Genomic DNA, 16,212 nt, shown 5'->3' on the forward strand with positions numbered 1-16,212 from the left:
TGCGGATACAGTCGGGTTTCCTCGGCGACGGACGCGGCGATGCGCGCTCACGGCGGTTCCCCGTTCGTGGCCGGGAGCGTCATGTCGACGATCCGGTCGGCGATCGCATCCACCACGGCGCCGTCGTGGCTGATCATCAGCAGGGATATGCATTGTGTTCGTACGAGATCGGACAAGATGTCGAGCACCCGCTGTCGGGATGCGGGGTCGAGTCCCGTGGTGACTTCGTCGCAGATGAGCAGCGACGGCTCGACCGCCAGGACACGGGCGAGGGCGGCGCGCTGGGCCTCGCCGCCGGAAAGGGCGGAGGGATGCTGTCGGGTGATCCGTTCGGCCAGACCCACTTGGTCGAGCGCGCGGCGGGCCGCCGCGGCCGCTTCCGGGCCGGTGGCACCGCGCAGGCGTGTCGGACCGCGCAGGATCTGATCCCACACGCTGCGGTACGGGTCGAAGGCCGCCTTGGCCTCCTGGAAGACGTACCCGATCGCCGCCGCTTGGTGCCGGGTCCGTCGCCGTACCGATGCGGCCAACGGGTGGCCGTCGAGAAGAACCCGCCCGGCCGTGGGTGGGTGCAAGCCCGCGACGACCCGAGCCGCGGTGGTCTTGCCGCAACCCGAGGGGCCGTGAAGTGCCAGACATTCGCCCGGCTGCAACGAGAGCGAGTAACGCTGCAGAACTTCGGTGTTGCGGTACCCCGCCGAGACGGTGTCCAGGATCAACCGGGCGTCGGCCCGGGTCGGGCGGCAATCAGCGCTGTCGGCGCGTGTCTGCGGGATCCGCGGGGCGGCGACCGGCAGGATCGCGGCGTCACCGGTCTCGAGCACCCGGCCGCCGCCCATGACGATCACACGCTGGGCGACCGCGCGGACCGCGTCCAGGTCGTGGGTGACGAGCACGATCGTCAGGCCCTGCCGGGCAAGTCGGGTGATCTCGTCGAGGACCGCCGTGCGACGAGCCGGGTCCTGCCCGGTAGTGGGTTCGTCGAGGATCAGGCATGTCGGGTCGGTCAGCAGAGCCTGGGCGATGACCAGTCGTTGTTGCTGTCCGCCCGACAGTTGATGCGGGTAACGGCGCAGCATGCCCGGATCATCGGCGAATCCTGCACGTTCGAGTGCGTCGGCCACGGTCACCGGATGCCCGTGCCGTCGGCCGGCACGAGCGATGTCGTCGAGCACGGTACCGATCCGCAGGGCCGGGTTCAGCGCCGAGGAGGGGTGCTGGGGCACATACCCGAACCGTGCCCCGCCCGTGTCCAGGGCGGTCGTGGTCACTTCGACCCCAGGGCGGCGCTCGCCCATCAAGGCCAGCGCGGTAGTGGTCTTGCCGCTCCCGGAGGCCCCGACGAGCGCGGTGACCACCCCGGCGGGAATGTCCAGGTCGACGCCTTCGACCAGGAGCCGATCCCGTGTCCGTGCGGTCAGACCGCGCACTCGGATGGTGCCGCTGGGCACAGCGGCGGCCGGGGCCGCCGGGATTACCTCGGTCATCGCCACTTCCTCGTCGACACCTCGCGTGTTACCGCGCGAGCGCCGGAGTCGAACAGCAGATTCACACCCATCGCCAAGGCGATGATCAGGGCCGCGGGCAGGACGACACCCCACGGGACCAGGGCGAGGCCCGCGCGGTTGCGGTCGATCATCACGGCCCAGTCGGTGCCGGCGGAGTCCGCGCTCACCCCCAGGAAGCTGGCCGAGGCAACCAGGTAGATCGCCCCGACGAACCGCAGTCCTGCGTCTGCCGCGAGGACCGGGAGCAGCGATCGTCCCAGATAGCCGAGGTGCCGGCGCCACCAGGTTTCGTGTTGCAGCAGCAGCGCCTCCATGGCCGGGGTGTGCGCGGCGTGCAGCGCCGATGCCCGCACCAGACGCGCCGCATCCGGGAACAGCAGCACCGCCACGGTGACTGTCAGAACGACCAGGTCGGCGTCGGTGAGCGCAACGGCCAGCAGCAGCACCATGATCGACGGCAGCGACAGCAGCAGGTCCAGGGGGCGCATCAGCATCTCGTCGACGATCCGTACCCGAGCGGTCGCGGCAGCTGCCCCCCACGGCACGGCGAGCAGGTAGGTCAGGGCCACGGATGCCGCGGCCACCAGCACCAGCGAGCGCCCCCCGAGCAGGACCTGCGTGAGCAGGTCGCGCCCCTCGGAGTCGGTTCCCACGAGCCACTGGTCCCCGTAGGTGAACGCCGGGCCACGGGCACCGGGTTCGGTGAACAGGGGCCCCAGCAGCGCGACCGCGAGCGGGACCGCGGTCAGGGCAGCCCCGATGCGCACCCGGGACCGCCCACCCGCACGCTCGAGAAGCGTGGAGCCGGTCACGATGCCAGTCCGGCCGTGGGGTTGAGCTGGAACGCCGCGATGTCCGCGACCGTGTTCACCGCCACCGTGATCACCGCGAACACCGTCACCAATCCCATCAACAGCGGAATGTCGCGGCTGCTGACCGCGCTGACCAGCAACTGCCCGAGACCGCCGAGCGCGAACACCGCCTCGACGACCACGACCCCGCCGAGCAGCCAATCGGCGACCCGCGCGAGATGCTGTGCCGCCGGGGTGAGCGAGCCCGGCAGGGCATGCCGCCAGATCACCCGGCGCACGGGCACACCGAGGCGACGGGTGTGCCGGATGTATTCGGTGTCGAGGATGGTGATCAGCGACGAGCGCACCAACCGCGACAGCGAGCACACCGGGCGGATCACCAGCACCAGTACGGGCAGCACCCACAGCTCCGGTTGCATCAGCAACGGACCGCCGGCGCCGACCGCGGTGGGCGCGAACCATCCCAGCCCGACCGCGAACACTGCCACCAGCACGATCGCCAACGCGAATTCCGGTGCCGCGTAGAACGCTACGGTCAGGGCGGTGACGGCCCGGTCGATCCGGTGGCCGCGGCGCACCGCGGCGACCACTCCGAGGAACAGTGCCAGCGGGACGAGCACCACGAACGCCAGGGCGGCGAGGGTCAGCGTCGGCGCCAGCGCCGAGCCCAGCATCGCGGTGACCGGGCGACCGGATACCACGGAGGTGCCCAGGTCGCCGCCGAGCAGACCGGTCAGCCAGTCCCCGAACTGCACGGACAGCGGCCGGTCCAGCCCGAGGAGCTCGCGTAGCTGCGCAATCCGCCTCGGATCTGCGTCATCGCCCGCGATCACCACCGCAGCGTCCCCCGGCAGCGCGGCGGCGATCGAGAAGACGACGACGAGTACGCCCAGCACCTGGGCCAGTCCCACCGTGAGGCGGGTACCGGCGTAGCGGGCGAGCATCACGAAAGCCAGGCCCTGTCGAAGCGGGCGTACCCGAGGGTGTTGCTGGGCGCGTTCTCGGCCATCCCCGCCAGGTGCGGCGCCATCCCGTGCAGGCCGTCGGAGAAGCCCCACACCAGCAGACCTCCCTCGCTGTGGAGCTGCGACTGCATCTGCTGATATGCGCGGGCCCGGATGTTCTCGTCGGTGGTTTCGCTGGCGGTGGCGAACAATGCGTCGAACTCGGGGCGGCGCCACTGGGTATAGTTCTTCGCCGAGGTCGACAGCATCCGCTGCGCGAAGTGGGTTTCGATGGGCATGGCCCCGGAACGGAAACTCGACAACACACCCTCGTCGAGGGTGCGCGTCCAATAGGTCGATCCCTCCGTCACCTTGACGTCGATGCGCAGTCCGGCGCGACCGGCCTGTTCGGCGAGGACGTTCGCGGCCTCGACGAATCCATTGGTGGCACCGGTGGTCTGCAGTTCGATGGTGGTGTTCCGGGCGCCGGCCTTGCGGATCAGGGCCTCGGCCTCGTCCAGATCCAGGGTGCGCTGCGGCAGGTCGGCGGCGTAGTACTTGGCGTCCTTGCCGAACAGGTCGTTGCCGACCACACCGGTGCTGCCCAGCACGGTGGTGACCAGCTCGTCGCGGTCGACGAGGGCGAACATCGCCCGCCGCAGATCCACATTGTCGAAGGGGGGCCGGTCCACCTTCATCGCGAACGCCGACATCGCGCTGCGCGGGGACCGCAAGATCTGCATCCGGGCATCGGTTTCGTAGGTGCGCGCCGAGGTGACACCGAGGTCGTCGGCGTAGTCGACCTGCCCCCCGAGCAGGGCGTTGATCCGTGCGGTCTCGTCCGGAGCGGTGAGGATCTCGAGTTCGTCCACGTGAGGGGCGCCGTCCCAGTAGTCGGGGAATCGCGCGGTGACGAGCGAGCGACCCGGTTCGAACGAGACGAACGTGAACGGCCCGGAGCCGATCGGACGGCTGAAGTCGGTGGTGCCCTCCGGGATGATGTAGGCGCCGAACGCGGCCAGCACGTTCGCCAGTTCCCCGCACGGGCGGGCGCAGACGAATTCGATCATGTGGTCGTCGAGAGCTCGGGAGCGCGCGATGTCGATCACCTCGAGAGAGGCCCGCGGGCGCAGTGCGTTCGTCGGGTCCAGGATCCGCTGGTAGGAGTACAGCACGTCGGCGGCGCGCACCGGCCGGCCGTCGTGGAAGACCGCCGGGCGCAGCTCCACCGTCCAGGTGGTCGCGTCGGCGTTCGGATGCCAGGCGGTGGCGAGCCGCGGTACCGGACCGAGGTCGTCGCCGTATTCGACGAGCTTGTCGTAGAGCGCGTTCGCGCGGGCGACGTCGGCGTACAGGTTGGTCTTGTGCGGGTCCAACACCTCCTGTGCGCCGCCGCCGGCGAACACCGCTCGCAGTCGGCCGCCGTCCCGGGGCGCGGCGGTGGCCGCGGGGGCGGTCTCGCCGCTCGTGTTGCATGCGCCGAGCAGTACGGCGCCGGCGGCGGCACCGAGTCCGAGGAACGAGCGCCGGCTCAGGTGCGGAAGCGGTGGCAGGGGAATCGGATTCATCGGGGTATCTCCTCGGGCAGTGGATCGAGCGGGTCGGGGTGGAGCGTGGGGGTGAATCAGACGGCCTCGGCGATCACGTGCAGCCGGTCGCCGCAGAGAGCAGTGCCGCCGAGATCGGTTCCTCGTCCCGGCCAGCCGGTCTCGGTGCGGGGTCCGGGCGTGTCGAACAGTGCCCGCACCACGAATCCGGCGCGCTGCAGGTGGCCGGTCAGCTCCAGCGGAAACAGCAGCCGCCACGCCGAGGTTTGGACGAGGGGCTCGGTGCACTCGGGGATCTGCCACTGCCGGCGGCGGCGTAGCAGCTGTGCGGCGTGGTCGATCCACAGGGTGGTCTCCGCCCGCCAGGTGTGACCGTGCCAGGAGAAGGCCGAGTGGGTGGGGCCGTCGAGGAGTTCGGGGTTGCCGAGGAAGAAGGCGCCGTTGCGCATTTCGGCGATCAGCAACCCACCGGGACGTAGGTGCCTGCGGCAGCAGCGCAGGCACGATTCCAGCTCGGCGTCGGTGTGGCAGTACAGCAGGGCACTGTCGAGGCAGACGATGGCGTCGACGCTCGCGTCGACCTCGAAGGTGCGCAGGTCGCCGACCGCGGCTCTCACGCCGGGATACTGTTGTTGCGCGTATCGCACCATCGCCGGGGATTGGTCGATGCCCAGGCAACGGTATCCCCGCCGGGCCAGGTATCCCAGGTCGCGGCCGGTGCCGCAGCCCAGGTCCAGCAACGTCGCCGGGTGTGTCCGCGGCGCCGCGTCGTCGGAGGTCAGGTAGGTCGCGAGAATGTCGTCGACGAACCGGGCGGCACTGTGGTCGGGGTCGGGGAATCGTGCCTCGTACAGAGCGGGGTTGTCCGTCAACAGGTTCCGAGCCCCTGCAGCCGTGGTCATGTCCGCGCTCCGGCCTGGTCGGCGAGCAGGCCGCGGCGGTGCAACAGCCAGATCCCGGTGGCCGAACCCCACGCAAGGGCGACGCACACCAGCGCACCGGGCCACCCGTTGCCCAGGTCGAGGCCGTACCCGATCAACGCATTGCCGGCGGCGGCGGCCACCCCGGAGACCAGGTAGAACATCCCGAACAGAGTTCCGGAGATGTTCGACGCCCCGTATGCCGGGATCAGTTCCATCACGAACGGCTGCGCGATCAGGATGCCCGCTTCGAGAATCAGGGCGGAAAGCAACAACGGCGCCAGCGTCAGCGCGATCCGTCCCGCGCCGTGGGAGGGTTCGCCCCACAGGACCGGCAGTGCCACCACGAACGCGGCGCCCATCAACATCAGCCCCGCCGTGATGGCCGTGCCCCGGCTGGTGTGGCGATCGAACCATCGGGTCAGCCGCACCTGGGCGAGCAGACCGAAGACGGTGGTGGACAGGAACAGCACCGCCACTGCCCCACTCCAGTCGGTGATCCGCCCGGCCAGCACCGGATACACCAGGTACATCTGCGTCTGCAGGGCGAACATCCCGAGCATGGTCACGGTGAACAGCACGAACCGGCGGTCGGCCAGCACCGCACCCCAGCCGCGGAGCACCGTCGTCTCGGCGCGGTCCACCGGGTGGGAGGGCAGAAACCGCAACTGCGCCAGGGTGAGGGCGGCGAAGACGGCCGCCGCGGCGACGGCGACGGTACGGAAGTCCACCGTCAGCAGCGCGCTGCCGATCAGCGGTCCGGACAGTGCCCCCGCCTGTGCGAAGACGTTGAAGACCGCGAATGCCTCCGCCCGGCGCCGGGGTTCGGCGACCGCGATGTAGGAGCGCACGGCCGGATTGAACAGAGCCCCAGCCAATCCCGACAGAACTGAGGCGAGAAGCAGCAGCGGCACGCTGGTGCCCACAGCGAACACTGCGAAGCCCACCGACCGCAGGGCACAGCCGGCGATGATGACCCGATGGGGTCCGAGCCGGTCGGCAGCGGTGCCCCCGATCAGGAACAAGCCCTGCTGGCTGAGGGTACGCACCCCGAGGACCAGGCCGGTGATCGTCAGGGACAGACCCAGGTTCCCGGTCAGATGCATGGACAGGTACGGCACCAGCATGTAGAAACCGGTGTTGACGCCGTACTGGTTGAGCACCAGCAGTTGTACCGAGCGGGGGAAGCTGCGCAGCAGAGCGAATGTCCCTGCCGGGGAGTCGTTGGCGGTCATCGCGTTTCCTCGTTGTCGGGTCGGTACACGCCGAGTCCGGGCAGGCCGCTCGGGCGCAGCTTTCCGTCTTCACCCCCGAGGCCGGCCCACGGGTCTCGGGCGAGCAGCAGGTGCCCGTCCAGGTCGCACCATCGGGCCAGGGACGCCAGCTGCGCCGCGGGGGCGATACCCAGCGAGCTGCACACCAGGCAGCCGAGCATCACCTCCATTCCGCGCGCGCCGGCCGCCGCGGCCAGTGCGTGGGCGCGGTAGATGCCGCCGCACTTGGCGAGTTTGATGTTCACCACGTCCGCGAGGCCGGTCAGCTCGTCCAGGTCCGCCAGGCCGTGGACGGCCTCGTCCGCGACGAGCGGAAGATCGGTGCGGCTGCGCAGCTCCCGCATTCCGTCGCGGTCGTGCACCGGCAGCGGTTGTTCGAGCGCGACGATCGGCAGACCACCGCTGTCGGCGAGCACCGACAGGGCGGTGGCCGCGGTCCACGCTTCGTTCGGGTCGACGATCAGATCCACGCCTGGAGCGGCAGCGGCGATGGCGGCCAGCCGCCGTACCGATTCGGTCGGGTCGGCGTCGGTCTTGACCTTCAGCAGAGCGAACCCACACCCGGACAACTCGGCGGCCTCGGCGGCCATGTCCTGGGGCGCACCGATTCCGAGGGTGCGGGAGATCGGGATCTCGGCGGGCAGCGGCAACCCGAGGTGCGCAGCGACCGTCTGCCTGTTCACACGTGCCCGGTAGTCGGCGACGGCGGACCACACGGCGCCGGCAACCGCCGGGTGCACCTGTGCCGGAATCGTTTCGGGGATCCCTCGGGCACCGCAGTACGCCGCGACTGCCCGCAGCTGGGTCTCGATGTGGTGCACGTCCAGGCCCGCGAACACGGAGGTGACGACCTCGCCGCGGCCGCACGATCCCGTTTCGGGATCGGTCACGGTGACCGTGACCGCCTGGCGGGACGACATCACCGCCCGGCTGATCCGGAACGGCCGGGCCAGGGCGAGGGTGCTCACCGACCAGGTCAGGCTCATCGCGCCGTCTCCATCCGGTCCCTCGCCGACGGGTGCGGGGCCCGCACGGATTCGCACCGCGTCCAGCACTCCGCCGGGTCACCGCACTCGGCGATCTCGTGCGGATGTGTTCGCGGCGGAGCGAGCAGGCCGTGCCGAGCGCACCAGTCGTCGTCGAAGATGGTGCGCAGGTAGCGGTCGGGGCCGTCCGGAAAGACGGTGACCACCGGGCCCGGCCAGCGGGTGGCCGCCCACCCGGCCACCGTGGCCACCGCACCCGTCGACCAGCCGCCGGTGTGGAACCCGTCCCGCGCCAGGCTGCGGCAGGCGTGCACGGCCTCGCGCGGGCCGACCCAGTGCACCTCGTCGAACATCTCGTATCGCACATTGCCCGGATGCACGCTGCTGCCCAGTCCCCGCATGACCCGGCAGGCGGCAGGCTGTCCGAAGATCGTCGACCCCACCGCATCGACCCCGATGATCCGCAGGTCCGGCCACACCTGCCGCAACCGCAGACCCACTCCGCTGCTGTGGCCGCCGGTGCCCACACTGCACACAAGCACCTCGGCCCGCTCGATACCCTGTGCGGCCAGGCCCGCGACGATCTCGTCGGCGAGCCCGTGGTAGCCCACGGCGTTGTCGGGATTGTCGTACTGGTTGGGCCAGTACGCATCCGGGTCGGCGGCAAGAATTTGGTGCAGGACGTCGAGCCTGGCCTGCTGCCACCCGCCCTCCGGGTGCGGACGGCCCACGATCTCCAAGGTGGCACCCAGCGCGCACAGCAGATTGCGCATGGCGGGTTCGAGCTCGCAGTCCACCACCAGGGTGACGGGGTGGCCGAGTGGCTGTGCCACGTATGCCAGCCCGACCCCCAAAGTGCCGCTGGTGGATTCGACGATCCGCGCGCCGTCACGCAGTTCCCCGCGTCGCCGGGCACCGGCCAGCATCGACAGGGCCGACCGCGCCTTGAGCCCACCGAAGCCGAGCGACTCGATCTTCGCGAAGTAGCCCGGATGCGGGTTCGGCACCGGGGTGAGGATGCGCACGAGTGGGCTGTTCCCCACCCGCGCCGGCGAATCGATCACGGTCATCGTGCACGCGACCCGTGGTACAGGTAGATCGGGCCGGCGTCCCCGGTCAGCCAGAAGAACGGGTACGGCTCGGCGGAGAGTGCGTCGATGCCGCGTCCGAGCAACTCCCGGGCGACCGCGGCGCCACTCTGGGCGAACATCGTGACCGGAAGCCGCCGGCCGGACCCTGCCACCCGCGCGAACAAGGTGTCGACGGTGCCGTTGCCCAGCATCATTCCGCTGGCCAGCACCGCATCACACTCGTCGAGATGCTCGGCGAAGTCGGTAACGATCGGCTCACCCCACTCGGTGGTGCCGCCCTTCAGATCACACGGCACGTACCGCAGCCCGCGCTCGCGCAAGCTGACGAGCAGCGAGTTGACCACTCCGATCACCAGCACCCGCCCGTCGGGTGGTGCGTCGACCAGCCCGGTCACGTGATGCGCCCGGGCCAGCGAGCGCTGCAGCGAATCCCCGGAATCCAGCTGCACCGTCACTGCGCGGGGCTCACCCGAGTGCGGGCGCTGGTGCGTCAGGTAAGCGTCGAGTGCGGCGATCTGCACGGCGATCTCGGCATGGTGCAGCAGATCGGCCACCGCCACCCCTGCGCACGCGTGCACGATCTCCGGATCCACCGAGCCCGGCTCGACCGCGCACGAGCCCGTCGCAGCCCCCACCCGCAGCGAGATCACCTGGTTGCGGTAGCCGCCACTGCGCCCGCCGTGCCGTACTCCCTGTGACGTGGTGAACGCAACCGACACCACCACGTCGCGCGCGGGACGCCGGGCAGGGTCGGTGCGGTAGCGCTCGAGAAGCGCAGCCAGGCGACCGTTCGTCACGGTACCGATCGCTGAGGTGGCGGTCATGACGCCGGCTCCTCGCCGTATGTGGCGGAGATCGACGACAATAGGCGCTCCGCCAGCGGGCGGGCCCCGGACCGCTCCGGCGAGATGACGACGACGCTGCCCAGGTAGCTGTTGTTGTCCATTCCCGGCGTGGTTCGGTGACCGGACCCCTTGAACGCCGCCGAGACCACCGACGGATCGGCTGCGACGGTGTCCACTCCCTCGATTCCGGTGACAACACCCGCCCTCGTCGGCACCAGCATGCTCACGGCTGCGCTCGAGGGCCGTCCGCCGTCACGGTCCTCGTCCGGGACCGTCGGGACGATCGGCTCGCGTCCCAGTGCGAGCTCGACCGCCACCCGCGGCAGGTCGACTCCGCTCACATGCCGGATCAGCTCGGTGATCTGATTGCCGGCCGGCCGTGGATTGATCTCGATGATCCGCGGCCCGGCGGCGGTCAGGCGTAGTTCGGTGTGCACCACACCGTGATCGAGACCCACCGCATCGATCGCCTCCTCCGCGGCGGCCACCACTCTCGCGCGGTCCCCCTCAGCCAGGTCGGCCGGGAACATGTGCCCGGTCTCCACGAAACCCGACGCCCCACCCAAGCTCTTGTCGGTCACGCCGACCGTGTGGACCTTGCCGCGCGAAATCCAGCTCTCCACACTGAATTCCGGGCCGGTGAGGAACTCCTCGAGCAACACCGTCGAGTTCCGCCGCTGCCCGCGCGCATTGATCTCGAACCCCCGCAGCGCGTGCACCGCCGACTCGACATCCAGCCAACTGTCCGCGCGTCGCACGAACATTCCCGCACACAGATCGGTGGGTTTGACCACCAAGGGGAATCCCACCGACTCGGCCGCGGTACGGAGCCGGATCGTGTCGTCGACCGACGCGGTGGTGTGCCGCGGCCCCGGGACACCGACGCAATCCAACACCGCCCGGGTGCGCGCCTTGTCGCAGGCGGTCTCGATCGCCTCGGGTGTCGGACCGGGAAGTCCGAGTGCGGAGGCAATTCGCGCGGCGGTCGGCAGGTAGTAGTCGCAGCTGGTGAGGACGCCGTCGATCCTTGCCTCGGCATCGATCCGCCGCGCCGCCTCGAGTGCGGCAGCCGGATCGTTGGTCTCGGCAGTCGCTACCGCGCGACCGAGACGCAGCGGATGCGGGGAACCGTCCGGCAGGGTGTCCGGGTAGTGCTCCGGCCGTCGGGTCAGGAACGTGAACTCGACTCCCAGGTCGGCAATCGCTCTCGGCAGCAACGTTCCCATTGCGCCGACCCAGCTCTCCACCAGCAGTAGGTGTGCCACACGTGGCCTTCCGCTCGCATCTCCCGCAGTACCCAGCGTCACAGAAGCTACTGATAATCGTTATCGTTAGCAAGACCGGTGTGTCGAAGATTGCAAGCCTGGTGAGAACAGTTGCCCAGGAAAGGTCCGGCAGCTCGTGCCGGTCAGCCGATCGAGCCGGGGCTCGATACCAGGCCGGCCGGCGACCCCGGCGACGCCGGGAAAGCCCGGAACAGCGGTGCGAACGAGATCGCGACGAACGACTGGCGGGCTGCTCACTCCGCCGGGTCATGGACCCCTTCCCCGCCCGAGGAAGTCGCACGGGAGATCTCGGTACGGACCGCCAGGACGGCGTCCCGATGCGCGGCATCGGTGGCGACGTTGCAGCCGAGCGCGAGATCCTCGAGGAGAAGACCTCGATGGGCCGCGAGGATGCGCGAGGCGACGGACCGGGCCGCGCCCGGTGACGCGCCCGCGGCCTCGATCGCCGCGGCCATGGGGTCGACCCATTCCGTCACCACCGGGACGAGGAATGTCTGCTGCAGCTCGGGATCCCGCGTCGCCGCGGCATAGATCTCGAAGAACATGGCGGTTCGCCGGCGCCCATCCGGCGTGTGCGCTTCCGCCCACGCCATCTCGAGCCCCTGCGAGATCACGGCGGTCACGTGGGCGGCGGTCGCCGACGGCGACGACTCGTCGGCCGAGAGATCGCGGATCCGCAGGAGCAGATCCCGCGACGCGGCCAGATGGGTCACCAGGGTGCGGTCGACGATCTCGACGATCAGGTTCTCACGACTGCCGAAGTGGTGGAGGAGATTTCGGGTCGACGTTTCGAGCCGATCGGCCAGCGGGCGCAGGGTGAGACCGAACAGCCCCTGCTCCTCGGCGTAGGCGCAGCAGCCCTCGAGGAGTGCCCGCCGACGCTCGACATCCTTGTGGCGACCCATGCCCGCGAGTTTATACTCCACTTGTTTCATGAATCAAACGTGGAAGGAATAGTGGTGATGCAGGCACCGTCCCGCGACGACGTCCTCGGATCGTTCGTCAATAGCTCGCGCAGCAAGATCAGGACGGTGACGTTCCCGCCCGACTTCGACACCGTGCGCTGGGCGGAACTCGACTTCTTCGGCTGGACGGACCCCCGAGCCCCGCTTCGCGCGTATCTGATTGCCCAGCACGCCGGGCAGGTGGTCGGAATCGAGTTGCGACAGGCCGAGACCGACAGGTCCCGGCCGCGCAGCACGATGTGCACCATCTGCCACGCCGTTCACCGCATCGGCGGAACGGCGCTGTTCACGGCACGCAAGGCCGGCGCCGGCGGCAAGGCCGGAAACAGCATCGGAACCTACATGTGCAGCAACTTCGCGTGCTCACTGTATGTGCGAGAGCTGCTGCCACTGCCCGGCAATCAGCCCGATCGAGCACTGCCCAGCGAGACTCGGATCCGCCACCTCGAGACCCGACTCGGTGGCTTCATCGGGCGGGTGCTCGACGAGCAGGACCCATAACCGCGCTGTGCACTAGCCGAGCGGCGCCATCACCCGAGCGCATTTACGCGAAGGACCACATTCCAAGACTGTCGCGCCACGTGGTACCCGGGTACGTGGTGCGAAACAGGCCGCGGCGCTGCAGTTCCGGGACGACGAGGTCGACGAAGTCGTCCAGCGAATCCGGATACGCCGGACACATCAGGTTGAATCCGTCGCAGGCGCCGGCAACGAACCACTCCTCGACGAGTGTGTGAGATCGTCGACGACTTCCGCGTTCCTGATGGCCGCAGACGGCAGGGGCCATGGTGCGGCTCACACTCCTGACGGTAGGCTGAACGGTGTGAGTAGGGCCAGTTCGGCGCGCCAACGGTTGCTCGCTTTCGGTTCCGGTGAAGACTTGTCGCGACGCGCCCGATTGTTGAGCGACGTCCACGACGCGGTGATGTCCGGTCGGACGCCGCCGGTGCCTCCGCGTGACGTTGTCGCCCGGTCGTGGTCGCGTCTTCGGGCAGACGGTGTCAGTCCCGCCCGGTGTGAGGACGTCGTACTCGCGGACGTCTCCGAACTCGAAGCTCGCCGTGCACGAAGTGCCCTGAGGTCGGTTCTGCCCGAGCTACGCGGCGCCTTGACCGAGGTGGCGAGCGACGCGAACTTCATCGTGGTCGTCGCCGACTCGGACGGGGTGGTGCTGTGGCGAGAGGGTGCACGCGACGTGCAGAGGGAAGCTGACGTCCTCGGATTCGTGGAAGGCGCCCGCTGGTCGGAGAAGTCGGTAGGCACCAATTCTGTCGGCACGTCGCTGGTCGAGGACGCTCCGGTACAGCTCTTCTCGGCCGAACACTATGCGCGGTCCCACTACGGCTGGTCGTGTACGGGGTCACCGGTCCACGATCCACGCTCCGGCGAGGTACTCGGCGTACTGGATCTCAGCGGGTCGGCGATGTCGGTGCATCCGGCCACCGTGGCCCTCGTGCAGACGGCTGTGCGGTTGGCTGAGTCGATGCTCTGGCGCGAGCATGCCGCCCACCTCGAAAGGCTCCGTACTGACGCGGCGCCGGTTCTCGCAAGGACGTGCGGGCCTGCTGTCGTCGTGGACGGTCACGGCTGGGTCGTGGCAGCCAGCGGCATCGGCGTTCCCGAACGACTGGCATCACCGGAGGCCGACCGACCGCTGCTCGTGCCCGGTCTCGGACTTTGCGTACCCGAACCGCTCGGTGACGCATGGTTGGTGCGCCGCCGCACGGAACGGACGGCCATCGAACTCGAACTCGACCTGGGGGCGGCCCCTCGGGCGACGGTGCGGGGGGAGATGGAATGGACGCGTGCCCTGTCACCGCGGCACGCGCAGATTCTGAGGGTATTGGCACGTACCCGATCGGCCGGTATCGATGCCGCGTCGTTGAGCGAGGCCCTGTTCGGCGACCGGGACCACATCGTTGCCGTCCGCGCCGAGGTCTCCCGGCTGCGCAAGAGCCTCGGCCCAGTGCTGACGCCCCAGCCGTACCGGTTCGCGGACGGTGTCGAAGTCCGTGTGATCAGGTGACATTCCGCCTGCGAACATCTCGCTCCGAACCCCGCCGCCTCCGTGTCGACGAATCCGGGGGCACGCGTGCCCTGCTCCCGGGGCTCACACCGCGGCGGACCGGGATCCTCTCCGAACCTGGTCGCTCCGATTCGGCGCGGCGCGCGGCGCAGGGGTGCGCGCAGCGACGAAGTTGCGCAGGTCCGCACGTAGCCGGGGGTGCAGTCGTAAGGCGACAGGGGTGTCGAGGATCTCACCCAACCGGATCAGATAATCGGCCGGGTCATACCGAATTCGACCAGAAGGTCGCCGGGACTTCCGCCCCCGTACGGCAGCCGGCGACGGGCGAATTCGATGATGCGGTTGTCTTCGATAGCGGAACTCATGTGGTCAATCTCCTGACGGGTGCGCTTCGGCGAGATGGCTGAGGGGAGCCGCGAGTTCACGGCGGTGGTGAGCCATGGCGTCGGCGTAGAGGCGGCCGGCGCGGTACGAGGAACGCACGAGCGGCCCCGCCAGGACGCCGGCGAAACCGACCTCCTCGGCGGCCTTCGAGTACTCGACGAATTCTTCCGGCTCGACCCACCGCTCTACCGGGTGGTGCCGCGGCGAGGGACGCAGATACTGGGTGATGGTGAGGATGTCGCAGCCGGCATCGTGCAGGTCGATCATCGCCTGCTGCACTTCCTGTGGGGTCTCCCCCATACCGAGGATCAGGTTCGACTTGGTGATCAGGCCGAAGTCGCGGGCCGCGGCGAGCACACCGAGCGAGCGTTCGTAGCGAAACGCGGGGCGGATCTGCTTGAAGATCCGCGGCACGGTCTCGAGGTTGTGGGCGAGCACCTCGGGCCGGGAGTCGAACACCTCAGCCAGCAGGTCGGGCCTTCCGCTGAAGTCGGGGACGAGATTCTCGACGCCGGTCCCGGGGTTGAGGGCGTGGATCTGTCGGACGGTTTCGGCGTAGAGCCAGGCGCCGCCGTCGGGCAGGTCGTCGCGGGCAACCCCGGTGATGGTGGAGTACCGAAGTCCCATCGCGTGCACGGACTCGGCGACGCGGCGGGGCTCGTCCCGGTCGAGGTCGGTGGGTTTGCCGGTGTCGATCTGGCAGAAGTCGCAGCGGCGCGTGCACTGCCGACCGCCGATCAGGAACGTGGCTTCGCGGTCTTCCCAGCATTCGAAGATGTTGGGGCAGCCGGCTTCCGCACACACCGTGTGCAGTCCTTCGCGTTCGACCAGGCTCTCGAGTTCGGCGTACGCAGGACTCGTCTTGACGCGGGTCTTGATCCAGTTCGGCTTGCGTTCGATCGGGGTTTGCGCATTGCGGACCTCCAGTCGAAGCAATCTGCGGCCCGACGGAACCGGCCCCTCGGGTGATGTTCCAGGTATGGGATTCACGTTTTGTTCGATTCCTGGGCGTGAGTTCCCGCCGAACCACGGTCCCACCCGGGTCCGCGGTTCGGCGGGACTTGCTACATGTTGATCGGACGGCCCAGTGCGGCCAGAACCGATTCGTGCATCGCCTCCGATAGTGTCGGGTGCGCGAAGACGACCTCGGCGAGATCGTCGGCGGTCGCCTCCAGGGATCGAGCGATGCCGAATCCCTGAATCTGCTCGGTGACATCCGGGCCGACCATGTGGGCACCGAGGAGTTCGCCGCTGTCGGCGTCGAAGATCGTCTTCACGAAGCCGTCGGCTTCGCCGATCGCGCGCGCCTTTCCGGACGCCTGCAGATCGAACTGCCCGATCTGCAGGCGACGGCCGGTCGCACGCGCTCGTTCTTCGGTGAGACCGAGGCTGGCGACCTGCGGCCTCGCGTAGGTACAGCCCGGAACGTAGTCGCGGTCCAACGGCCGGACGTGATCCGCACCGGCGAGCTTGTCCACACACAGCACGGCTTCGTGGCTGGCCTTGTGGGCGAGGCAGGGTGCGCCCGCCACGTCACCGATCGCGTACACGCCGAATGCGGTAGTGCGACACCACTGGTCGGTGGTGACGAATCCGCGATCGACTTCGACACCGAGTTCCTCGA

At 69.2% G+C, this 16,212-nt stretch carries 15 protein-coding genes and 1 pseudogene; 2 read left to right on the forward strand and 14 right to left on the reverse strand.

All coding sequences use genetic code 11. The features are described from left to right. Nucleotides 1–47: 47 nt before the first annotated feature. From AIIKEEIJ_RS19725 to AIIKEEIJ_RS19775, 11 genes are all read right to left on the reverse strand, one after another. Entirely contained in the window at nucleotides 48–1,487 is a 1,440-nt protein-coding gene (locus AIIKEEIJ_RS19725) for an ATP-binding cassette domain-containing protein (RefSeq protein ID WP_161996403.1), read from the reverse strand. Further along, the gene (locus tag AIIKEEIJ_RS19730) at nucleotides 1,484–2,320 is read right to left on the reverse strand and encodes an ABC transporter permease subunit (RefSeq protein WP_006944265.1); all 837 of its coding nucleotides are present in this window, start codon (nucleotides 2,318–2,320) and stop codon (nucleotides 1,484–1,486) included. Before AIIKEEIJ_RS19730 ends, AIIKEEIJ_RS19725 begins: the two co-directional genes overlap by 4 nt. After that, on the reverse strand, nucleotides 2,317–3,264 hold the full coding sequence (locus AIIKEEIJ_RS19735) for an ABC transporter permease (protein ID WP_065923389.1): 948 nt from the start codon (nucleotides 3,262–3,264) through the stop codon (nucleotides 2,317–2,319). Before AIIKEEIJ_RS19735 ends, AIIKEEIJ_RS19730 begins: the two co-directional genes overlap by 4 nt. Next, complete coding sequence (locus tag AIIKEEIJ_RS19740) at nucleotides 3,264–4,832, reverse strand: ABC transporter substrate-binding protein (protein WP_065922094.1); 1,569 nt, start codon at nucleotides 4,830–4,832, stop codon at nucleotides 3,264–3,266. The genes AIIKEEIJ_RS19735 and AIIKEEIJ_RS19740 overlap by 1 nt, the downstream gene beginning before the upstream one ends. Nucleotides 4,833–4,888: 56 nt before the next feature. Continuing rightward, complete coding sequence (locus AIIKEEIJ_RS19745) at nucleotides 4,889–5,713, reverse strand: methyltransferase domain-containing protein (RefSeq protein ID WP_161996404.1); 825 nt, start codon at nucleotides 5,711–5,713, stop codon at nucleotides 4,889–4,891. Then, nucleotides 5,710–6,966: an MFS transporter gene (locus tag AIIKEEIJ_RS19750; protein ID WP_065922093.1), complete on the reverse strand. Its 1,257-nt coding sequence runs from the start codon at nucleotides 6,964–6,966 to the stop codon at nucleotides 5,710–5,712. Before AIIKEEIJ_RS19750 ends, AIIKEEIJ_RS19745 begins: the two co-directional genes overlap by 4 nt. Beyond that, complete coding sequence (locus AIIKEEIJ_RS19755; RefSeq protein WP_029545963.1) at nucleotides 6,963–7,991, reverse strand: enolase C-terminal domain-like protein; 1,029 nt, start codon at nucleotides 7,989–7,991, stop codon at nucleotides 6,963–6,965. The genes AIIKEEIJ_RS19750 and AIIKEEIJ_RS19755 overlap by 4 nt, the downstream gene beginning before the upstream one ends. Continuing rightward, a complete protein-coding gene (locus AIIKEEIJ_RS19760) occupies nucleotides 7,988–9,061 on the reverse strand; it encodes a PLP-dependent cysteine synthase family protein (protein ID WP_029545965.1) in 1,074 nt (357 codons plus the stop codon). The genes AIIKEEIJ_RS19755 and AIIKEEIJ_RS19760 overlap by 4 nt, the downstream gene beginning before the upstream one ends. Beyond that, nucleotides 9,058–9,906: a hypothetical protein gene (locus AIIKEEIJ_RS19765; RefSeq protein WP_050035885.1), complete on the reverse strand. Its 849-nt coding sequence runs from the start codon at nucleotides 9,904–9,906 to the stop codon at nucleotides 9,058–9,060. Before AIIKEEIJ_RS19765 ends, AIIKEEIJ_RS19760 begins: the two co-directional genes overlap by 4 nt. Next, complete coding sequence (locus AIIKEEIJ_RS19770) at nucleotides 9,903–11,192, reverse strand: ATP-grasp domain-containing protein (RefSeq protein ID WP_338020989.1); 1,290 nt, start codon at nucleotides 11,190–11,192, stop codon at nucleotides 9,903–9,905. The genes AIIKEEIJ_RS19765 and AIIKEEIJ_RS19770 overlap by 4 nt, the downstream gene beginning before the upstream one ends. Nucleotides 11,193–11,446: 254 nt before the next feature. Continuing rightward, nucleotides 11,447–12,118, reverse strand: a complete 672-nt coding sequence (locus tag AIIKEEIJ_RS19775) for a TetR/AcrR family transcriptional regulator (RefSeq protein ID WP_144415075.1) — start codon at nucleotides 12,116–12,118, stop codon at nucleotides 11,447–11,449. Between the two features lie 57 nt (nucleotides 12,119–12,175). Here AIIKEEIJ_RS19775 and AIIKEEIJ_RS19780 point away from each other — a divergent pair, with 57 nt between their 5' ends. Continuing rightward, on the forward strand, nucleotides 12,176–12,679 hold the full coding sequence (locus AIIKEEIJ_RS19780; RefSeq protein WP_050036436.1) for an FBP domain-containing protein: 504 nt from the start codon (nucleotides 12,176–12,178) through the stop codon (nucleotides 12,677–12,679). Between the two features lie 43 nt (nucleotides 12,680–12,722). Here AIIKEEIJ_RS19780 and AIIKEEIJ_RS19785 read toward each other — a convergent pair. Continuing rightward, nucleotides 12,723–12,905, reverse strand: a pseudogene (locus tag AIIKEEIJ_RS19785) (LLM class flavin-dependent oxidoreductase); the annotation flags it as partial. A gap of 171 nt (nucleotides 12,906–13,076) precedes the next feature. Between AIIKEEIJ_RS19785 and AIIKEEIJ_RS19790 the strand changes: the two are divergent. Further along, nucleotides 13,077–14,204, forward strand: a complete 1,128-nt coding sequence (locus AIIKEEIJ_RS19790) for a helix-turn-helix domain-containing protein (protein WP_185713515.1) — start codon at nucleotides 13,077–13,079, stop codon at nucleotides 14,202–14,204. A gap of 369 nt (nucleotides 14,205–14,573) precedes the next feature. On the opposite strand, the gene lipA is transcribed toward AIIKEEIJ_RS19790, so the two are convergent. Together lipA and AIIKEEIJ_RS19805 are read right to left on the reverse strand one after the other, a co-directional pair. After that, nucleotides 14,574–15,578, reverse strand: coding sequence for a lipoyl synthase (gene lipA / locus AIIKEEIJ_RS19800; RefSeq protein WP_044476367.1), 1,005 nt, complete (start codon nucleotides 15,576–15,578; stop codon nucleotides 14,574–14,576). Nucleotides 15,579–15,652: 74 nt separating this feature from the next. Beyond that, a partial coding sequence (locus tag AIIKEEIJ_RS19805) for an FAD-dependent oxidoreductase (RefSeq protein ID WP_161996405.1) occupies nucleotides 15,653–16,212 on the reverse strand: 560 nt, incomplete at its 5' end.

It is taken from the genome of Rhodococcus sp. YH1 (assembly GCF_009939605.1).
GTDB lineage: Bacteria > Actinomycetota > Actinomycetes > Mycobacteriales > Mycobacteriaceae > Rhodococcus > Rhodococcus aetherivorans.

What these genes read in the sequence shown, in the direction of transcription:
- AIIKEEIJ_RS19725 (WP_161996403.1), bottom strand. Translation starts at nt 1,487, where the DNA reads ATGACCGAGGTAATCCCGGCGGCCCCGGCCGCCGCTGTGCCCAGCGGC.
- AIIKEEIJ_RS19745 (WP_161996404.1), bottom strand. Translation starts at nt 5,713, where the DNA reads ATGACCACGGCTGCAGGGGCTCGGAACCTGTTGACGGACAACCCCGCT.
- AIIKEEIJ_RS19780 (WP_050036436.1), top strand. Translation starts at nt 12,176, where the DNA reads ATGCAGGCACCGTCCCGCGACGACGTCCTCGGATCGTTCGTCAATAGC.
- AIIKEEIJ_RS19735 (WP_065923389.1), bottom strand. Translation starts at nt 3,264, where the DNA reads ATGCTCGCCCGCTACGCCGGTACCCGCCTCACGGTGGGACTGGCCCAG.
- AIIKEEIJ_RS19760 (WP_029545965.1), bottom strand. Translation starts at nt 9,061, where the DNA reads ATGACCGTGATCGATTCGCCGGCGCGGGTGGGGAACAGCCCACTCGTG.
- AIIKEEIJ_RS19740 (WP_065922094.1), bottom strand. Translation starts at nt 4,832, where the DNA reads ATGAATCCGATTCCCCTGCCACCGCTTCCGCACCTGAGCCGGCGCTCG.
- AIIKEEIJ_RS19750 (WP_065922093.1), bottom strand. Translation starts at nt 6,966, where the DNA reads ATGACCGCCAACGACTCCCCGGCAGGGACATTCGCTCTGCTGCGCAGC.
- AIIKEEIJ_RS19755 (WP_029545963.1), bottom strand. Translation starts at nt 7,991, where the DNA reads ATGAGCCTGACCTGGTCGGTGAGCACCCTCGCCCTGGCCCGGCCGTTC.
- AIIKEEIJ_RS19775 (WP_144415075.1), bottom strand. Translation starts at nt 12,118, where the DNA reads ATGGGTCGCCACAAGGATGTCGAGCGTCGGCGGGCACTCCTCGAGGGC.
- AIIKEEIJ_RS19765 (WP_050035885.1), bottom strand. Translation starts at nt 9,906, where the DNA reads ATGACCGCCACCTCAGCGATCGGTACCGTGACGAACGGTCGCCTGGCT.